The organism is Streptomyces sp. NRRL F-5123 (assembly GCF_000721495.1).
GTDB lineage: Bacteria > Actinomycetota > Actinomycetes > Streptomycetales > Streptomycetaceae > Actinacidiphila.
In genome coordinates, this window is sequence record NZ_JOHY01000009.1 from 107,232 (window position 1) to 121,923 (window position 14,692).

Below are 14,692 nucleotides of genomic sequence, written 5' to 3' on the forward strand. Positions count from 1 at the left end.
CCAGTGTGGTCAGAACGGCTCGAAGCTCGGCTGCACGGGGCCGATCTCTCCGGCGGCGACCAGTTCCTCCAGGTCTTCCGGCTCCAGGAACTCCAAGGCGTCCGGGTCGATGCCGTGGTACCGGTCGACATCGAGCAACCGCCGCACGAACGCGAGGGCGAAGTGCGAGAACGAGCCGTCGAACGTCTCGCACCCTTCTTCGTGGACCATCGTGACGATCTTCCATTGCCCCGGATCCGCAGCGCAGGGCAGGAAGAAGTGCTCGTCCCCGCTGTAGTCGTACCCCCACGAGATCAGCCCGCCGGGCTCGGGGTGGAAGGGGTGCGGTACGTGCTCGGCGTCGCCGCGGCCGAGCGCCTTGTCCCGGCGCTCGGCGAACACCTGATGCGTCGTGCGCATACGGTCCAGCAATGGTGCTGGTCCACACGGGTGGAAGACGGCGAGTTCGCCGGAGATGACTCCGCCGCCATAGGCGTCGAGGAACGCCTTGAAGTCTCCGGGCAGTGCCGAACCCACGTGCTGCTCGACGTCGGCCCAGTCGTCCGGGCCGGATTGCCGACGCACCGGCTCACCCAGCAGGGCCCGCAACTCGCTCAACGAGGACACGCACTGCTCCCAATCTCTTCCGCCGCCGGTCGGCTCAGGCCCCGAAGCAGCCCGACTTCACCTCGGAGATGAACCTGGCCCACGCCTCCGCCGGGAAGAGCAGCGCCGGACCCTGCGGGTCCTTGCTGTCCCGGACGGGGACGACACCGGGTACGCCGTCGGCTACCTCGACGCACTCGCCAGCGGTTGGACCGCTGTAGCTCGACTTACGCCACCGGTGGCCGTTCAGATTCAGCTGCCTGTCGTTCATAGTCCTCGGCTACTTCCTCAAGCATGGCCAGCGACTGCTCCGCCGACAACGCATCTCCGAGGGCGAGGTCCCAGGACCGCCGACATCCGGTAACCAGCGCCGGGTCGTCCATGACCTTCCCCATTTGCAGGCCCTCAACGTAGGCCAATGTGGGCGCATCAGCGAACGACAAAAGCATGAGCATGCTCTCCACCAAGGCGTGTACGCCTACTGAGAACGGGATGATGTGGAAGCGGATACGCCCTCTCCGCGCCAACGAGGCGACATGGCGTAGTTGCCGAGCCATCCCGGCCGGGCCACCCACTGGCCGCCGGAGCGCGTGCTCGTCGAGAAGCAGCCATACGTCCGGACCCTCGGGGTCATCAAGAAGGCGAGCACGCTCCAGACGCGCGGCTACGCGCTCCTTCACCTTGCTCGCCACAGGATTCACCATGCCCAGACGCAGCACAGCCGTCGCATACTCCTCCGTCTGAAAGAGTCCCGGGATCAGGGCCGCCCCGTGGATCTGAATGACCGTCGCAAACTGCTCCGCTTCCCGGACCGTCTCAAAGTGGTCGGCCACACGCGGATCTTCCATGTTCTTGCGCAACCGGTAGAACCAGCCGTCCGTGCCAAGCGCCTGGTCAAGGCGCCTCGCGTCGTCAAGGCGCGGCTTGCGGCGGCCCTTCTCGAAGTGGGCGATCATCTGCCAGGACATCACGATCATGTCGCCCAACTGGGGCTGACTCAGGCCTTGCGCCTCCCTCCGGCGGCGGATTTCCCGGCCCAGGAACTCCGCCGGGGTGAGGGGCCTGTCGCTGTCGTTGTCGCGGTCCGTTTCCTGGCTCATGCGGAACTCCCGTCCCTCCTTTGCCCAGTGGAGAGGGCAACCCTCTGTCAAGGCTATCCCCGGCCAAGCCACTCTGTAAGCAGAACGGCACAGACCGTGCCTGCAATCTTCGCAGAGGACTACGCACATGGAACCGTCGTACGAAGACGACAGCCACAGCCCCGACCAGCCCGAGCGGCAGCTCGTCGTCCTCCGGTGGCCGATGACCGCGCGGGCGGTCGGGCGGGCCCGGCGGGAGTTGCGGGAGGCTCTTTGCGGGTGGGAGCTGGAGGAGCTGACGGACACCGCGGAGCTGGTGCTCAGTGAGCTCATGACGAATGCGGTGCGGCACGCGCGGACGCCGCGGGGGCGGCTCGTCGAGACGCGGTACGAGCGGACGGAGAAGGGCGTGCGGATCGAGGTGCACGACGCCTCGCACCGGATTCCGCTGACGCAGCGGGCGGCGGAGGACGACGAGGCCGGGCGGGGGCTCGCACTCGTGAGTGTGCTCACCGACCAGCGGTGGGGGGTCAGTTCGCGGGACGGGGTCGGCAAGCTCGTGTGGGCGGTCGTCGGCTGAGGCGAGGGAGCCGGATTGTCAGTGGTCGCCCCTAGCGTGGTGTCCGTAGCCGCGGAACGGATCTGGGGAGGTCACGAGCGATGGGCGCCAGCGGGTGGGAGTACGTCACGCCGTACGAGGGGAGCGTCGAGAAGTCCCTCGCGGCCTTGCAGGACAGGCTCTTCGCGGAGGAGTGGGGCGACGACTTCGGCAGCATCGCCGAGATGTGGGCGGACGAGGAGTTCATGGGGACGGCGGGGACGCACTCGGTGCTGGACATCCCGCGCGTCGTGCACACGACCGCCGAGCCGGAGTATCTGAACGACGACGACTACGGGACACTGCGCCCGATGGCGGCGGAGCGAATACTCCACCACTTCGGCACCGAGCGGCCGACGCCCGCCCGGTTCGAGCAGGCACTCGCCGAGGCCCGTGCGGCGTGGCGTGCGTTGTCCGGGGGCAGCGGCCCGGCGACGCTGCTCGCCGAGAGCTCCATGCGCTGGACGGGGCGCTACGTCCTGCTCTACGCCGAGGAAAGCGGCGACGAGCCGAGCCACGTCGGCATCTTCGGCTCCTCCGGGGACTGAGCAGGGACCGCCCGTCAGGGCAGGGGCAGCGGCTTGCCGAGGTCGGCCGCGCGGGCGGCCCTGCGGGCGTGGACCTCGTCCTGGGTGCGGCTCATCTCGCGGAGCACCGAGCGGCGGTCGCGGGCGGAGAGGCGGTCGACGTAGAGGCTGCCGGAGAGGTGGTCGGTCTCGTGCTGGAGGCAGCGGGCGAAGTAGCCGCGGCCTTCGATGACGAGGGGGTTGCCGTGCATGTCCTGGCCGCGGACGACGGCGGTGTCGGGGCGGGCGAGGGGGCGGTAGGGGCCGGGTACGGACAGGCAGCCCTCGGACTCCTCGACCAGTCGGCGCCGGTCGGCGGGGAGTTCGTCGAGGACGGGGTTGGCGATGTGGCCGACGTGGCGGACGCCCCACTCGTCGGCCATGTCCCACACGAACAGCCGCAGGGGCACGCCGACCTGGTTCGCGGCGATGGCCGCGCCCTCGGCCACCGCGTTGGTGGCGAACATGTCGTCGACGAGCCGGGCGAGTTCGGGTGAGCCGAAGTCCGTGACGTCGGCGCACGGGCGGTGCAACACGTCCTCGCCGACGACGGTGATACGGCGTACGGCGCCGCGTCCCACCTCGGGGGGCAGCTCGGGGTAGGACGCCACGCGCTCCCCCTGCACCCGCACCTCGCGTACGTCCTCGCTCATCCACGGCCGCCTCTCCGCCCGGCAACTCCCGGGCTTGCCAAGTCATTTGCAAAGTAGCACTCTTTGCAAATGACCGAGGACGAACCCCGGAAGACCGCCCGGCCGAGCCGTGCCCCGCGGGAGCTGCCGGACCACCCGATACGGCTCGCGCTCCTCGACCTGCTCGCCGAGGAGGGCACGGTCACCGCGACCGAGGCGGCGGCGCGGCTGGGCCACAGTTCCGGGCTGTGCTCCTTCCATCTGCGGCAGCTGGCCCGGCACGGCCTGGTCGAGGAGGCGCCGCACTCCGGGGGCGGCCGAGGCGGGCCGCGGCCCTGGCGGCTGCGCTGGGAGGACCCGCGGGTGGCGGTGGCCGGGGCGGCGCAGCGGGAGGGCGGCGGGCCGGGCCCGTACGGTACGGGCATGGACCCCGAACACACGGACGCCTACCTCCGCCGGATCGGCGCCGCACGTCCGGCCGCCGCCGACGCGGCCGCGCTGCGCGAGCTGCACCGCAGGCACCTGGTGAGCGTGCCGTTCGAGAACCTGTCGATCCACCTGGGCGAGGACATCGTCCTGACCGAGGACGCCCTCGTCGGCAAGATCCTCAAGGGACGCGGCGGCTTCTGCTACGAGCTCAACGGCGCGTTCGCCGCGCTGCTGCGCTCGCTCGGCTTCGGCGTGGAGCTGCTGGCGGCGCGCGGTTTCGGGGACGGCGGGCGGCTCGGGCCGCCGTACGACCACATGGCGCTGCGGGTCACGGGCGCGGACGGCAGCGGCCCGTGGCTCGCGGACGTCGGCTTCGGGCGGCACAGCACCTTCCCGCTCGACTACGCGAGCCGCGCGGAGCAGCAGGACCCCGGCGGGTGCTTCCGTGTCGCCGAGGCGGCGGACGGCGACCTGGACGTCCTCCACGACGGCACCGCCGCCTACCGGCTGGAGCAGCGGCCGCGCGAGCTGGGGGACTTCGCGGCGACGTGCTGGTACCAGCGCAGCTTCCCCGGCTCGTACTTCCGGCGGTCGCTCGTCTGCTCGCGGCTGACGGAGGAGGGCGGCCGGACGACGCTCAGCGGGCGGACGCTCGTCCTGACGGACGGCGAAGGCCGCCGCGAGGAGCGGGAGTTGGGCGAGGACGAGGTCCTGCCCGCCTACCGCGAGCACTTCGGCATCACCCTCGGCCGCGAGCCGGTCGCCGTCCGCGCCGCTCAGGTGTAGGCGTCCTCCAGGACGACCTGCCGCACCGTGCGCAGCGTCGACCGGAGGCGGTCCGGGTCGGTCGAGCCGAGGGCGAGGCGAAGCGCCTGCGGCGGGTGCGGCGAGGTGGCGAAGGGCTCGGCGGTGGCGACCGAGATGTTCCGGCGCGCGAGGGCGGCGGTCAGGCGGTCGGCGCGGGCGTCGTCGGGCAGCGGCAGCCAGGTGAAGTACGACGCGGGGTGGCCGACGAGCGGCAGGCCCGCCAGCTCCTCGGCGGCGATGGCCTGGCGCGCCCTGGCGTCGTCCCGTTTGCGCGCCTCCAGGCGGTCCACGGTGCCGTCGTCGAGCCAGCGGCAGGCGATCGCGGTGCTGAGCGCCGGGGTGTTCCAGACGGTCGCCCGGATCGCGCGCTCCAGCGGCGGCACGAGGGACGGCGGTGCGACGACGAAGCCGACGCGCAGACCGGTGGCGACGCTCTTGGACAGCCCCGAGACGTGGACGGTGATGTCGGGCGCGGTCGCGGCCAGCGGCGGTGGCGGGTCCTCGGCCAGGTAGGCGTACGAGGCGTCCTCGACGAGGAGCGCGCCGTGCCGCCGGGCGATCGCGGCAAGGCGCGTGCGGTCGGAGGCGGGCATGACCCAGCCGAGCGGGTTGTGCAGGGTGGGCATGGTGTGGATCGCGCGCACCGGGCGGGTCGCGCACAGCCGCTCCAGGGCGTCGAGGTCCGGCCCGGCGGCGGTCGCGGGGACGGGCTCCAGGTCGAGGTGGAAGGCGTGCGCGACCACTTTGAAGCCCGGGTAGGTGAGCGCGTCCACCGCGACGACGTCCCCGGCGGTGAGCGCGGCCATGGCGGTGACGGCCAGGCCGTGCTGGGCGCCGCTGACGACGAGGATCCGGTCGGGGTCGGCGGGGATCCCCCGGCGCCACAGGTGGCGGGCGATCGAGGCGCGGTCCTGGGGGCGCCCCCGGTGGGGCTGGTAGCGCAGCAGGGAGTCGAGCTCGCCGGAGGTGGCGACCTCCCGCAGCGCCCGGCGCAGCAGGTCGGACTGGTCGGGCAGCAGGGGGTAGTTGAAGTTGAGGTCGACGGTGTCGCTCGCGACGGCCTGCTGGTCGATGCCGTGTCCCGCGGGCACGGCGAGGTCGCGGACGAAGGTGCCGCGGCCCTGCTCCCGGCTGACCAGGCCCATCGCCGCCAGCTCGGCGTACACCCGGGTCGCGGTCACCACGGCGATGCCCTCGCGGGCGGCGAGCGCGCGGTGCGTCGGCAGCCGCTCGCCCGGGGCGAGCCGGCCCGCGCGGATGCCGGACGCGAAGGCGTCGACCAGGGTCTTGTAGCGCGAGGCCGCCATGGACGGGATTGTATCCATGACAATTCTTTGACTGTCCCGTCCGCGGGTCCTTACGGTCGGGCCCACTCCTGACGGAAGGACAGCAGCCGTGCACATCGCCATCCTCACCTTCGAGGGTTACAACGAACTCGACTCCCTGATCGCGCTCGGCGTCCTGAACCGCGTCCGGGCCGACGGGTGGCGGGTCACCCTCGCTTGTCCCACTCCCACGGTGACGTCGATGAACGGCGTGACCGTCGCGCGGATGTCGACCCTCGAAGAAGCCTGCGAGGCCGACGCCGTCGTCGTCGGCAGCGGCATCGCCACCCGGGAGGTGGTCGAGGACCCGGCGGTCATGGGCGTGCTGCGCGGTCTGGACCCGTCGCGCCAACTCGTCGCCGCGCAGTGCTCGGGCGCGCTCGTGCTGGCCCGGCTGGGCCTGCTCGACGGTGTCCCCGCCTGCACCGACCTGACCACCAGGCCCTGGGTCGTGGCCGCGGGCGTCGAGGTGCTCGACCAGCCGTTCTTCGCGAGGGGCACCGTGGCGACGGCCGGCGGCTGCCTCGCCTCGCACTACCTCGCCGGCTGGGTCATCGCCCGCCTCGCGGGCCGCGAGGCCGCGACCGAGGCGCTGCACTACGTCGCGCCGGTCGGCGAGAAGGAGGAGTACGTCGCGCGCGCCTGGCGCAACATCACCCCCTACCTGCCCGCTCCGGCGCACGTCTGAGCCACCATCGCGAGGGTGCCGGAGCCGCAGGCAAGGACGGCGGCTCCGACACCCTCGCCCGGTGTCAGGAGGAGAAGACCACGGAGCGGAAGCCCTGCGGCAGGGCGGCGCCCGCGTACGGCGGCAGCGAGTAGTGCGGGCCGTCGCAGTCCGGTCCGGCGAAGACGGTGGCCGACGCGTCGGTGTCGTTGACGCCGTGGGTGGCCGGCGGCACGTCCGGATCCGCGACCTCGGGCAGCGTGATGCACTCACGGCCGGGCGGGTTCACCAGCGCCTTCTGGCCCAGGTAGGTCCGGTAGTCGAACGCGCCGTCGGCGGCGTGCGCCGGCACCGGGAAGGACAGGGCGACGCCGACCGCGCAGGTCACGGCGGCGAGAGTCGTACGGATACGCACGAAGGGTCCCTTTCGTGGGGTGGGTGAACAGCGGCCACCCTAGATCGGGACATACACGGCGAATCGGTTCTGCGTCACGGGGCACCACCGCGCCCCACCCGCTCGGCCCACCGCCGGGGAGGCCCGACGCGTGCTATCCGGCCTTGCGCTTGTCGAACTCCGCCGCGACCGCGTGGATCGGGCCCCGGCCCTCCAGCGCGACGCTCTTGCCGTCCGCCAGGGTGATCGTGACGGGCTGCCAGCTCTTGCCGCCCTCGACCGTGATGGACGCGATGCGCTCCAGGGCGATCTCGCCGAGGTGGTCGCCGACCCGGTTGAGCATCGGGTCGGCCGTCCACACGTGCAGGGCGCTGTCGCTGACGCCGAAGACGACCGCGGCGTCCAGCGGTATGTCGGTCTCCTCGGTCATCTTCTTCGCGGCCGCGCGGGCCGCGGGCCTGGCGATCAGGTAGTTGCCGAGCGGCGAGAGCATCCGCGCCGGGCCGAGCGCGGTGTCCACCCTGGCGTAGGCGGCGGCCACGATCTTCTCGTCGCCCAGCGACTCGGTCAGGACATCGGCCAGTTCGGCGTCTTTCGCGTGCATGAGCGCTCCCGTTCGGTCAGGGGGGTGCGGGAACCAGCCACCCCGCTCGTGCGGACCATGATGGCCGGGCCCGCGGGCGCCGTGCAGCCGATCACCCCGATTCCCGTACGCCACACGGGAGTTGCCGCTACTCAGACGTCCCAGCGCGCCCGCAGGTCCGCGAAGAACTCGTGGAAGCCCGGGAAGGTCTTCTTCACGCACGACGGGTCGTCGAAGGTCGTGCCCGGGTTGCGCAGGCCCGCGACCGCGAAGCTCATCGCCATCCGGTGGTCGCCGCGGCAGGCGATCTCCACCGGGCGCGGCGTGCCCGGCTGGATCTCGATCCACTCCCGGCCGGTCTCGACCCGGATGCCCTGCGCCCGCAGGTTCTCCGCGCACGCGTCCAGCCGGTCGCACTCCTTGACGCGCGTGTTGTAGACGTCCTCGATCCGCACCGGGCCGTCGGCGTACGGGGCGATGGCCGCGAGCGTCGGCATGGTGTCGGAGATGTCGCGCATGTTGACCGTCACGCCGGACAGCCGGCCGGTGCCGGTCACCGTCGTCGCGTCCGGGCCGATCTCGACGTCGGCGCCCATTTGCCGCAGCACCTCCACGAACTGCAGGTCGCCCTGCAGCGCGTCCTGCCCGAGGCCCGGTACGGTCGCGGTCCGCCCGGCGAGCGCGGCCGCGGCGAAGACGTAGCTGGCGGCGGACGCGTCGGGCTCCACGGCGTAGTCGGCGGGGCGGTAGCCGCCGGGCGGGACCACGAAGGTGTCGCCCTCGCGCGTCACGTCCACGCCGAAGCCGCGCATCATCGCCAGCGTGATCTCGACGTAGGGCACCGACACGATGCCGGTCACCCGGATCCGCAGGCCGTCCGCGGTGAGCGGGCCGGTCATCAGCAGCGCGGTCAGGAACTGCGACGACAGGCTCGCGTCCAGCTCCACCTCGCCGCCCTTGACGCCCGCCGCCCGCACGGTGAGCGGCAGGTGGCCCTCGGCCCCGTCGTGCGTCAGGTCCACGCCGAGCGCGCGCAGCGCCCCGGTGAGCGGTGCGACGGGGCGGCGGCGCATCTGCGCGGAGGCGTCGAAGCGGTAGACGCCGCGGTGCCCGGCGGCGGCGAGCGCCGGCAGGAAGCGGGCCGCGGTGCCCGCGTCGCGGCAGTCGACGTCCGCGGCCGGGGCGGGCGGCCCTTCCGGGCTGCCGGTGACGTGCCACGCGTCGTCCGTGCGCCGCACCCCGTAGCCGAGCGCGGCCAGGCCCTGCGCGAAGCCGTCGGTGTCGTCCGACAGCAGCGGCCTGCGCAGCACGCTCTCCCCGCCTGCCGCGGCCGCCAGGAACAACGCCCGGGCCGTCACTGACTTCGACCCCGGTACGGCGACGATCACCACTGCCTCCCGCCTCGCCGGCGGGACGCTCCCCCGGCGGGCCCGATCCTACGGGGCGGTCCCACCTCGTGCGGAGCCGCCCGACGCAAAGGGACACCGATCGGTTCCACCAGCAGTCGGCAGCGTTGGTACCTGCAAGACTGCCGTGTACCGCACACGCGTCCCCGGGCCGCCGGTGCCATGATCATCCCTGGGGACGGGGACGGCGGTTCTGGCCGGTGGGAGCAGGACCGGATAGCGGCGGGCACCTCACGAACCCGTCGCGGGTACGGGACAGGGGGGTTCGCGATGAGTGCTGTGCACGAGATGACGTTCGAGGGGAAGGACCGGTACCGCACCGCCCGGTGGTCGAGGATCTGCCTGCTGGCCGGGGTACTGTTCGTCGAGGCGATCATGGCCTTCTCACAGCTCGGCGCCACGGCCGCCGGATGGGTGGTGGGCGGGACGTTCGCCTTCGGCCTGCTGAGCCTCCTCAGGGTGGCCCGGTCCCGGACGACGGTCGGGGCGTCCGGGATCACCATCAGCTCGGGCTTCGGGCCGGGCCGTACGCACTCCTGGGACGAGATCCGATGGGTCGGCGTCCACCGGGGCAGCACCCGGATCGGCGAGTATTCCCTGCTGCGGGTCACCTTCGCGAGCGGGCGGACCCGTTCGCTGCCCGCGCTCTCGGTCAGCACCCTGTACCCCGACCCCTCGTTCGACGAGAACTGCCGCCTGGTCATCGCCTGGTGGAAGGCGAACACAGACCCCTCCGCCAGGTTCCAGCCGAGGGCGAACTGGCTGTACCGCAAGACGCCCGAGCAGATCGGGAGCGTTCTGGCCGGGGTCATCGCGGCGGTCATCCTGGGGGTCGTCTTCCTCATGACCGTCAAGTAGCCGCCCGGAGCGCGCCACGCGGAGCCGCGCCGTCTCAGCCCGCGGTCAGGCTCGTACGCCGGACGGTCAGCCACACCGCCGCGAGCGCGAGCACGCCGAGGCCCGCGTAGCCGGCGGCCAGGATCGCGTGGAAGCTGCCGATGCGGTCGGCGGGCTGGTAGACGAGCCGGGTCAGCAGGTGGTGGCCGGCCATGCAGGACGGCAGCCGCGTGGGGGCCATGGCGTCCGGGCCTGCGAAGGGGCACAACCGGTCCAGGCCCGCGGCGTCGAGGGGCCGCCCGGCCGCGTCGTACAGATTGCCGACCCGCTCCGGCGAGATCGTGATGCCGGCCTTGATCCGCAGCGCGTTCGGGCCGCCGGCCGGGCCCGGGTCGTGCGTGCCGTCCGGGAGGGACCGAAGCCGTGACAGGGGCGCCATCAGGTACGGGTAGCGGTAGCTGACCAGCACGAACAGGCCGACGAAGAAGGCCACCGCGACCAGCGCCGCGGGCAGCACCCGGCGGATCGCGGCGCCGAGGGCGACCCCCACCGCGAACATCGCCACCCCCAGCGCGAGCGGCAGCATGCCGGAGTCCAGGAAGGTGTCGCCCTCGAAGAGGCCGTCGCCGGTCACGTCGCTCATGACCCGCGCGACATGGTCGGCGGCCAGCGATATCGCCGCCGTGCACACCGCCGTGCAGCCGCCCAGCAGGGCGGTCTTCGTCCACAGCCAGCGCTGCGGGGAGACGTCCTGGCTCCAGGCCAGCAGCAGCGTGCGCTGCTCGTGCTCGCGCGCCAGCAGCGGCACCCCGAGGAAGACGGCGATCAGCAGCGGCTCGTACTCCACGAACTGCAGGATGTGGTCCGCGACGCGGAAGGGCCCGGTCTGGGACGACAGCGCCGCGTCCTGCGGGGTGCCGGACAGGCACGGGCGGTCGTGGCACTGGTGGAAGTACACCGTCATCTCGTGTCCGAGCCAGGCCAGCCAGCCGGCCAGGACGACGGTGAGGCCCAGGGCGCACACCAGCGCCCAGCGGTGCTGGCGCCAGGTCAGCCACAGCAGGCCGGAGAACCCCCGCCCGCGATGGGCTTCCACGGCCACGGCGGGCTCCAGTGCCACGCTCATGCCACGGCCTCCGGGGTCTTGAGATACGTCAGGACGAGGTCCTCCAGCGACAGCGGCCGTGAGGTCCACCCGGGCGCGACCACCGCGGGCCGCACGCCCGCCTCCTCCCGGACGGTGAACACCGACTGCCGCGCCGTGTGCCGCGCGGCGACCACCCTCCCGGGCCCCGGCGGCCGCTCCGCGCGCGGCCCGCTCAGCCGCACGTGCCGGGCCAGCAGGTCCTCGATGTCGCCGGTCAGCACGGGACGGCCCGCCGCGAGCAGCAGCAGGTGGTCGCCGACGCCCGCGAGTTCGGCCACGATGTGGGTCGACAGCATCACCGTCATACCGGTGTCCGCCACCTCCCCCATCAGCTCGCCGGTCACCTCGGCGCGCGCCACCGGGTCCAGGCTCGACAACGGCTCGTCCAGCAGCAGCAGCGCGGGCCGCGAGCCCAGCGCCACCGCCAGCGCGACCTGGGCCCGCTGCCCGCCCGAGAGCTTCCCGCACGGGCGGTCCACCGGCACCGCGAAGCGCTCCAGCCAGGCCACGGCCCGCCCCTGGTCCCACACCCAGTTGGTGGCCCGCCCGAAACGCAGCATGTCCGCGGGGCTGAAATCCCGGTAGAGCGGCTTGTCCTGGGCCAGGATCGCCACCCGTGCGGCACCCTCCCCCACGGGCCGCCCGTACACCCGTACGTCGCCCGCCGTCGCCGGGAGGAGCCCGCTGACGATGCTCATGAGGGTGGACTTGCCCGCGCCGTTCGCCCCCACCAGGGCGATGACGCCCCCGGCGGGGAGCCGGAACGAGCAGTCGCGCAGGGCCTCGGCCCTTCGGTAGCGCTTGCCCAGGCCCTCGGCCTCCACGGCGTACGTCATGCGACCCCGCCCTCCTTCCCCGCCGTACGCGCCTCTTCGGCCAGCACCGAGGCGATCAGGGCCCGCACGTCCTCCGGCTCCAGCCCCGCCTCACGTGCCTGCCCCGCCCAGCGCGCGAAGCTCGCCCGCAGCCGCGCCATCGCATGCGGGTCGGCTGCGCCGAGCTCGCCGCTCACGAACGTCCCCGCCCCCTGGCGGGCCTCCACCAGACCCGAGAGCTCCAGCTCCCGGTACGCCTTCAGGACGGTGCTCGGGTTCACCGTGCAGGCGGTGACCACACTGCGGACGGTGGGCAACTGGTCGCCCGGCCTCAGCACTCCCATCCGCAGTGCCTCGCGGACCTGCGTCACGAGCTGGGCGTACGCCGGGACGGTGCTCGTCCGGTCGACATGGAGGTCGATCACTTTTCTCCTCGCGGAGGGCCAGGGGCTAATTGTTCTGGTCAAGTAGAACACTAGCCCACCATCACGGCAAGAGCTTCAGCCTCCCGCCGGGGAGGGGTGCCCGCGCCTGGCGGCGCGGGGTGTTTCCCACCCCCACCACCCGTGCAGGTAGGACGTCGACTGACGGTCTTCCCGTGGGGCCCATTCGCCGTCGGGGGCGAACCGCAGTCCCCCGCACACTCACCCCCACCGGCGGGCAGCCGCCAACGCAACCTCGGGAGGGGGACGATCCGGGGGTGCCCCCGCAGGAATGCGCCTCCCAGCCCCTCACCGAACACGGAAGAGGGCGAACGCGCATTCCGAGGAGGTACCCCCGGAGTGGCCCCCGACCCCACCCCCGCACGGAGTGCGCGATGCCCCGCCGGGCACACCAGGGGCGAGTGGGGGCACCTCCCAGGCAAAGCTCTGGGGGAGAACGGCGCGAGCAACCACCCGCCGAGGGACGATCCCACGACAGCAGAACGCGGCACCCCGGTGGGAAACAGCGGCGCGAGGCAGCATCTGATGTGCGGCCGGCGCCGCGTGGGCGCGACCAGCCCCCACCGGCGCAAGGTCGCACGACAAACCACAACACCCCCGGGGGGGCTACGCCGCGAGCCGGTCCAAGAGCTCAGCCAACCGCTTGCTCACCGTCAGCCGGTCGCCGGACGTCAGCGCGGAGCCGAGGCCCACCGCCACCGCGCCCGCCGCGATCCATTCGGGCGCCGCCGCCAGCGTGATCCCGCCGATCGGAACGAGCGGCGCCTGCGGAAGCACCGCCCGCACCTCCGCCACCCACGCAGGCGTGAGCGACACCGCGGGGTAGACGGTCAGCGCGTCGGCGCCCAGCTCGAGCGCGCGCACCGCCTCGCCCGGGGTGGCGACGCCGGGAAAGACGGGCACCCCGTAGCGGTGCCCGGCGCGCAGCACACCCTCGTCCAGGTTCGGCGCGAGCAGAAACCGCGCCCCCGCCTCGATCGCGAGCCGCGCGGCCACCTCGTCCAGCACCGTCCCCGCCCCGACGATCGCGTCGTCGCCGACCTCCCGCACGAGCGTGGTGACCACTTCGAGCGCGAAGGGCGTGGTGAGGGAGATCTCCAGGGTCGTGAGCCCGGCGGACAGCAGGGTGTCAGCGGTGACGGCGGCCTGGTCGTACGTCTCGGTGCGGATGGTGGCGAAGACCCGTTGTGCGAGCGCGGCCCGGGTGGTCTCCCAGCGGTACACGGAGGATCTCGGTCCTTCCCTAGCGGTGCTGCACGGTGGTGCGGGTGCGCGGGATACGGAGAGCGCGATCAGAACGCTACCCGCACGGCAGGGCGCGTCCGCCGGACGTTCCGGCAGCTGTCACCGCACCGTGACACGAGCGGGGCAAGCATCCGCCTGCGCGGCGCGCGGGCCCGGCGGACACGGGCCCGCCCCCACCGGACCCCACCACCCCGCCGGAACCGAACCGGACCCCACCACCCGAACGCAAACCCCACCCGGACGCAAACCCCCGCCCGAGCGGATCTCACCCCGCGTGGGTGGAGAACAGCCCGCCCGTGGGCCCCTGCTTGTCACCGCCCTGCGCCTTCTTGAGCGCGTTGGCGAGGCCCTCGATGGTCATGGACTGGAGGATGACCCGGCCGTTGCCCTCCAGGGTGGCGAGCGACAGGCCCTCGCCGCCGAAGACGGCGTTCATGATGCCCTGCCGGTTGAGGCCGCCGATGCGCTGGATGCCGTACTGGATGCCTTCCTCGAAGGCGACGATGCAGCCGGTGTCGACCTCGATGCGGCCGCCGAAGTCGGCGGGGTTGAGGTCGATGAAGTTGCCGGCGCCGGCGATGATGACGGTGCCGTGGCCGGTGAACTTCTCCAGGACGAAGCCCTCGCCGCCGCTCATGCCCTGCCGCCCGCCGACGAAGGCGATGCCGAACTGGACGGTGTCCTCGGCGGCCACGAAGGCGTCCTTCTCGGCGAACCAGGCGCGCGAGCCGGACAGCTCCAGGGCGCGCATCTCGCCGGGCAGCACCCCGGCGAAGCCGACCGTGCCCTCCCCGCCGGAGGCGGTGAAGTACTGGAAGGCGAGCGACTCACCGGCCAGCGCGCGCTGGCCGACCTGCATCGCGGTGCCCATGGCCTGCCGCAGGAGGCCGCCCATGCCCCCACCGCCCCCACCGCCACCGGCGCCACCGGCGGCGCCCGCCCCGCCGCGGGGCTGGCCGCCGAGCCGCGTCTCCATGGAGACGTTCGCGGTCTTGAAGAGGAACTTCCCGGCCTCGCAGTAGACCGTCTGCCCCGGGTTGAGGGTGCAGACGGCCATCTGCATGGCGTTGCCGACGATCTGCTGCTGGAGCGTCACCGCAGGACTCCTTGAAACGAACGATGCCGAAAGGGGCG

18 protein-coding genes and 1 pseudogene are annotated in these 14,692 nt (G+C 72.7%); 6 read left to right on the plus strand and 13 right to left on the minus strand.

The window, feature by feature from the left end:
* Positions 1-9: 9 nt before the first annotated feature.
* From IH54_RS0111610 to IH54_RS0111620, 3 genes are read right to left on the minus strand one after another with little or no spacing between them, the layout of a single operon-like run.
* On the minus strand, positions 10-606 hold the full coding sequence (locus IH54_RS0111610) for a hypothetical protein (RefSeq protein WP_031515612.1): 597 nt from the start codon (positions 604-606) through the stop codon (positions 10-12).
* Between the two features lie 34 nt (positions 607-640).
* Positions 641-856 carry a DUF397 domain-containing protein gene (locus IH54_RS0111615; protein ID WP_031515614.1) on the minus strand — a complete coding sequence of 72 codons (216 nt, stop codon included), beginning with the start codon at positions 854-856 and terminating at the stop codon, positions 641-643.
* The gene (locus IH54_RS0111620) at positions 813-1,685 is read right to left on the minus strand and encodes a helix-turn-helix domain-containing protein (RefSeq protein WP_052397313.1); all 873 of its coding nucleotides are present in this window, start codon (positions 1,683-1,685) and stop codon (positions 813-815) included. Before IH54_RS0111620 ends, IH54_RS0111615 begins: the two co-directional genes overlap by 44 nt.
* 127 nt (positions 1,686-1,812) lie before the next feature.
* Here IH54_RS0111620 and IH54_RS39615 point away from each other — a divergent pair, with 127 nt between their 5' ends.
* Together IH54_RS39615 and IH54_RS0111630 are read left to right on the plus strand one after the other, a co-directional pair.
* Positions 1,813-2,244 (plus strand): ATP-binding protein, encoded by a 432-nt coding sequence (locus IH54_RS39615; RefSeq protein WP_031515619.1) that lies wholly within the window; start codon positions 1,813-1,815, stop codon positions 2,242-2,244.
* A gap of 80 nt (positions 2,245-2,324) precedes the next feature.
* Entirely contained in the window at positions 2,325-2,810 is a 486-nt protein-coding gene (locus IH54_RS0111630; protein WP_031515620.1) for a hypothetical protein, read from the plus strand.
* Positions 2,811-2,824: 14 nt separating this feature from the next.
* Here IH54_RS0111630 and def read toward each other — a convergent pair whose 3' ends face one another.
* Entirely contained in the window at positions 2,825-3,481 is a 657-nt protein-coding gene (def, locus tag IH54_RS0111635) for a peptide deformylase (protein WP_031515622.1), read from the minus strand.
* A gap of 69 nt (positions 3,482-3,550) precedes the next feature.
* Here def and IH54_RS46745 point away from each other — a divergent pair.
* Together IH54_RS46745 and IH54_RS0111640 are read left to right on the plus strand one after the other, a co-directional pair.
* Positions 3,551-3,745: pseudogene (locus IH54_RS46745) on the plus strand (helix-turn-helix domain-containing protein); the annotation flags it as partial.
* A 138-nt stretch (positions 3,746-3,883) separates the two neighbouring features.
* Positions 3,884-4,675, plus strand: a complete 792-nt coding sequence (locus IH54_RS0111640; protein WP_043180594.1) for an arylamine N-acetyltransferase family protein — start codon at positions 3,884-3,886, stop codon at positions 4,673-4,675.
* On the opposite strand, the gene IH54_RS0111645 is transcribed toward IH54_RS0111640, so the two are convergent.
* Entirely contained in the window at positions 4,666-6,003 is a 1,338-nt protein-coding gene (locus IH54_RS0111645) for a PLP-dependent aminotransferase family protein (protein ID WP_031515626.1), read from the minus strand. The two genes, IH54_RS0111640 and IH54_RS0111645, sit on opposite strands and share 10 nt — an antisense overlap.
* An 88-nt stretch (positions 6,004-6,091) precedes the next feature.
* On the opposite strand from IH54_RS0111645, the gene IH54_RS0111650 reads away from it, so the two are divergent.
* Positions 6,092-6,709: a DJ-1/PfpI family protein gene (locus IH54_RS0111650; protein ID WP_031515628.1), complete on the plus strand. Its 618-nt coding sequence runs from the start codon at positions 6,092-6,094 to the stop codon at positions 6,707-6,709.
* A 64-nt stretch (positions 6,710-6,773) separates the two neighbouring features.
* Here IH54_RS0111650 and IH54_RS0111655 read toward each other — a convergent pair whose 3' ends face one another.
* From IH54_RS0111655 to aroA, 3 genes are all read right to left on the minus strand, one after another.
* A complete protein-coding gene (locus IH54_RS0111655; protein WP_031515630.1) occupies positions 6,774-7,103 on the minus strand; it encodes a hypothetical protein in 330 nt (109 codons plus the stop codon).
* A gap of 133 nt (positions 7,104-7,236) precedes the next feature.
* On the minus strand, positions 7,237-7,686 hold the full coding sequence (locus IH54_RS0111660; protein WP_031515633.1) for a hypothetical protein: 450 nt from the start codon (positions 7,684-7,686) through the stop codon (positions 7,237-7,239).
* Between the two features lie 131 nt (positions 7,687-7,817).
* On the minus strand, positions 7,818-9,053 hold the full coding sequence (gene aroA / locus IH54_RS0111665) for a 3-phosphoshikimate 1-carboxyvinyltransferase (RefSeq protein WP_420711730.1): 1,236 nt from the start codon (positions 9,051-9,053) through the stop codon (positions 7,818-7,820).
* Between the two features lie 288 nt (positions 9,054-9,341).
* On the opposite strand from aroA, the gene IH54_RS0111670 reads away from it, so the two are divergent.
* On the plus strand, positions 9,342-9,929 hold the full coding sequence (locus IH54_RS0111670) for a PH domain-containing protein (protein WP_159011780.1): 588 nt from the start codon (positions 9,342-9,344) through the stop codon (positions 9,927-9,929).
* Positions 9,930-9,963: 34 nt separating this feature from the next.
* Here the strand turns inward: IH54_RS0111670 and IH54_RS0111675 are convergent, their stop codons facing one another.
* From IH54_RS0111675 to IH54_RS0111695, 5 genes are all read right to left on the minus strand, one after another.
* Positions 9,964-11,034, minus strand: a complete 1,071-nt coding sequence (locus IH54_RS0111675; protein ID WP_052397314.1) for an ABC transporter permease — start codon at positions 11,032-11,034, stop codon at positions 9,964-9,966.
* Complete coding sequence (locus tag IH54_RS0111680) at positions 11,031-11,891, minus strand: ABC transporter ATP-binding protein (protein WP_031515641.1); 861 nt, start codon at positions 11,889-11,891, stop codon at positions 11,031-11,033. The genes IH54_RS0111675 and IH54_RS0111680 overlap by 4 nt, the downstream gene beginning before the upstream one ends.
* The gene (locus IH54_RS0111685; protein WP_031515642.1) at positions 11,888-12,295 is read right to left on the minus strand and encodes a GntR family transcriptional regulator; all 408 of its coding nucleotides are present in this window, start codon (positions 12,293-12,295) and stop codon (positions 11,888-11,890) included. The genes IH54_RS0111680 and IH54_RS0111685 overlap by 4 nt, the downstream gene beginning before the upstream one ends.
* A 624-nt stretch (positions 12,296-12,919) precedes the next feature.
* On the minus strand, positions 12,920-13,537 hold the full coding sequence (locus IH54_RS0111690) for a bifunctional 4-hydroxy-2-oxoglutarate aldolase/2-dehydro-3-deoxy-phosphogluconate aldolase (protein ID WP_031515643.1): 618 nt from the start codon (positions 13,535-13,537) through the stop codon (positions 12,920-12,922).
* Between the two features lie 286 nt (positions 13,538-13,823).
* Positions 13,824-14,654 (minus strand): AIM24 family protein, encoded by an 831-nt coding sequence (locus tag IH54_RS0111695; protein ID WP_031515644.1) that lies wholly within the window; start codon positions 14,652-14,654, stop codon positions 13,824-13,826.
* Positions 14,655-14,692 lie beyond the last annotated feature (38 nt).

Excerpts from the sequence above, each read along its gene's own strand:
- IH54_RS0111630 (WP_031515620.1), top strand. The coding sequence starts at position 2,325 with ATGGGCGCCAGCGGGTGGGAGTACGTCACGCCGTACGAGGGGAGCGTC.
- IH54_RS0111670 (WP_159011780.1), top strand. The coding sequence starts at position 9,342 with ATGAGTGCTGTGCACGAGATGACGTTCGAGGGGAAGGACCGGTACCGC.
- IH54_RS39615 (WP_031515619.1), top strand. The coding sequence starts at position 1,813 with ATGGAACCGTCGTACGAAGACGACAGCCACAGCCCCGACCAGCCCGAG.
- IH54_RS0111645 (WP_031515626.1), bottom strand. The coding sequence starts at position 6,003 with ATGGCGGCCTCGCGCTACAAGACCCTGGTCGACGCCTTCGCGTCCGGC.
- def (WP_031515622.1), bottom strand. The coding sequence starts at position 3,481 with ATGAGCGAGGACGTACGCGAGGTGCGGGTGCAGGGGGAGCGCGTGGCG.
- IH54_RS0111675 (WP_052397314.1), bottom strand. The coding sequence starts at position 11,034 with ATGAGCGTGGCACTGGAGCCCGCCGTGGCCGTGGAAGCCCATCGCGGG.
- IH54_RS0111620 (WP_052397313.1), bottom strand. The coding sequence starts at position 1,685 with ATGAGCCAGGAAACGGACCGCGACAACGACAGCGACAGGCCCCTCACC.
- IH54_RS0111660 (WP_031515633.1), bottom strand. The coding sequence starts at position 7,686 with ATGCACGCGAAAGACGCCGAACTGGCCGATGTCCTGACCGAGTCGCTG.
- IH54_RS0111680 (WP_031515641.1), bottom strand. The coding sequence starts at position 11,891 with ATGACGTACGCCGTGGAGGCCGAGGGCCTGGGCAAGCGCTACCGAAGG.
- IH54_RS0111615 (WP_031515614.1), bottom strand. The coding sequence starts at position 856 with ATGAACGACAGGCAGCTGAATCTGAACGGCCACCGGTGGCGTAAGTCG.
- IH54_RS0111640 (WP_043180594.1), top strand. The coding sequence starts at position 3,884 with ATGGACCCCGAACACACGGACGCCTACCTCCGCCGGATCGGCGCCGCA.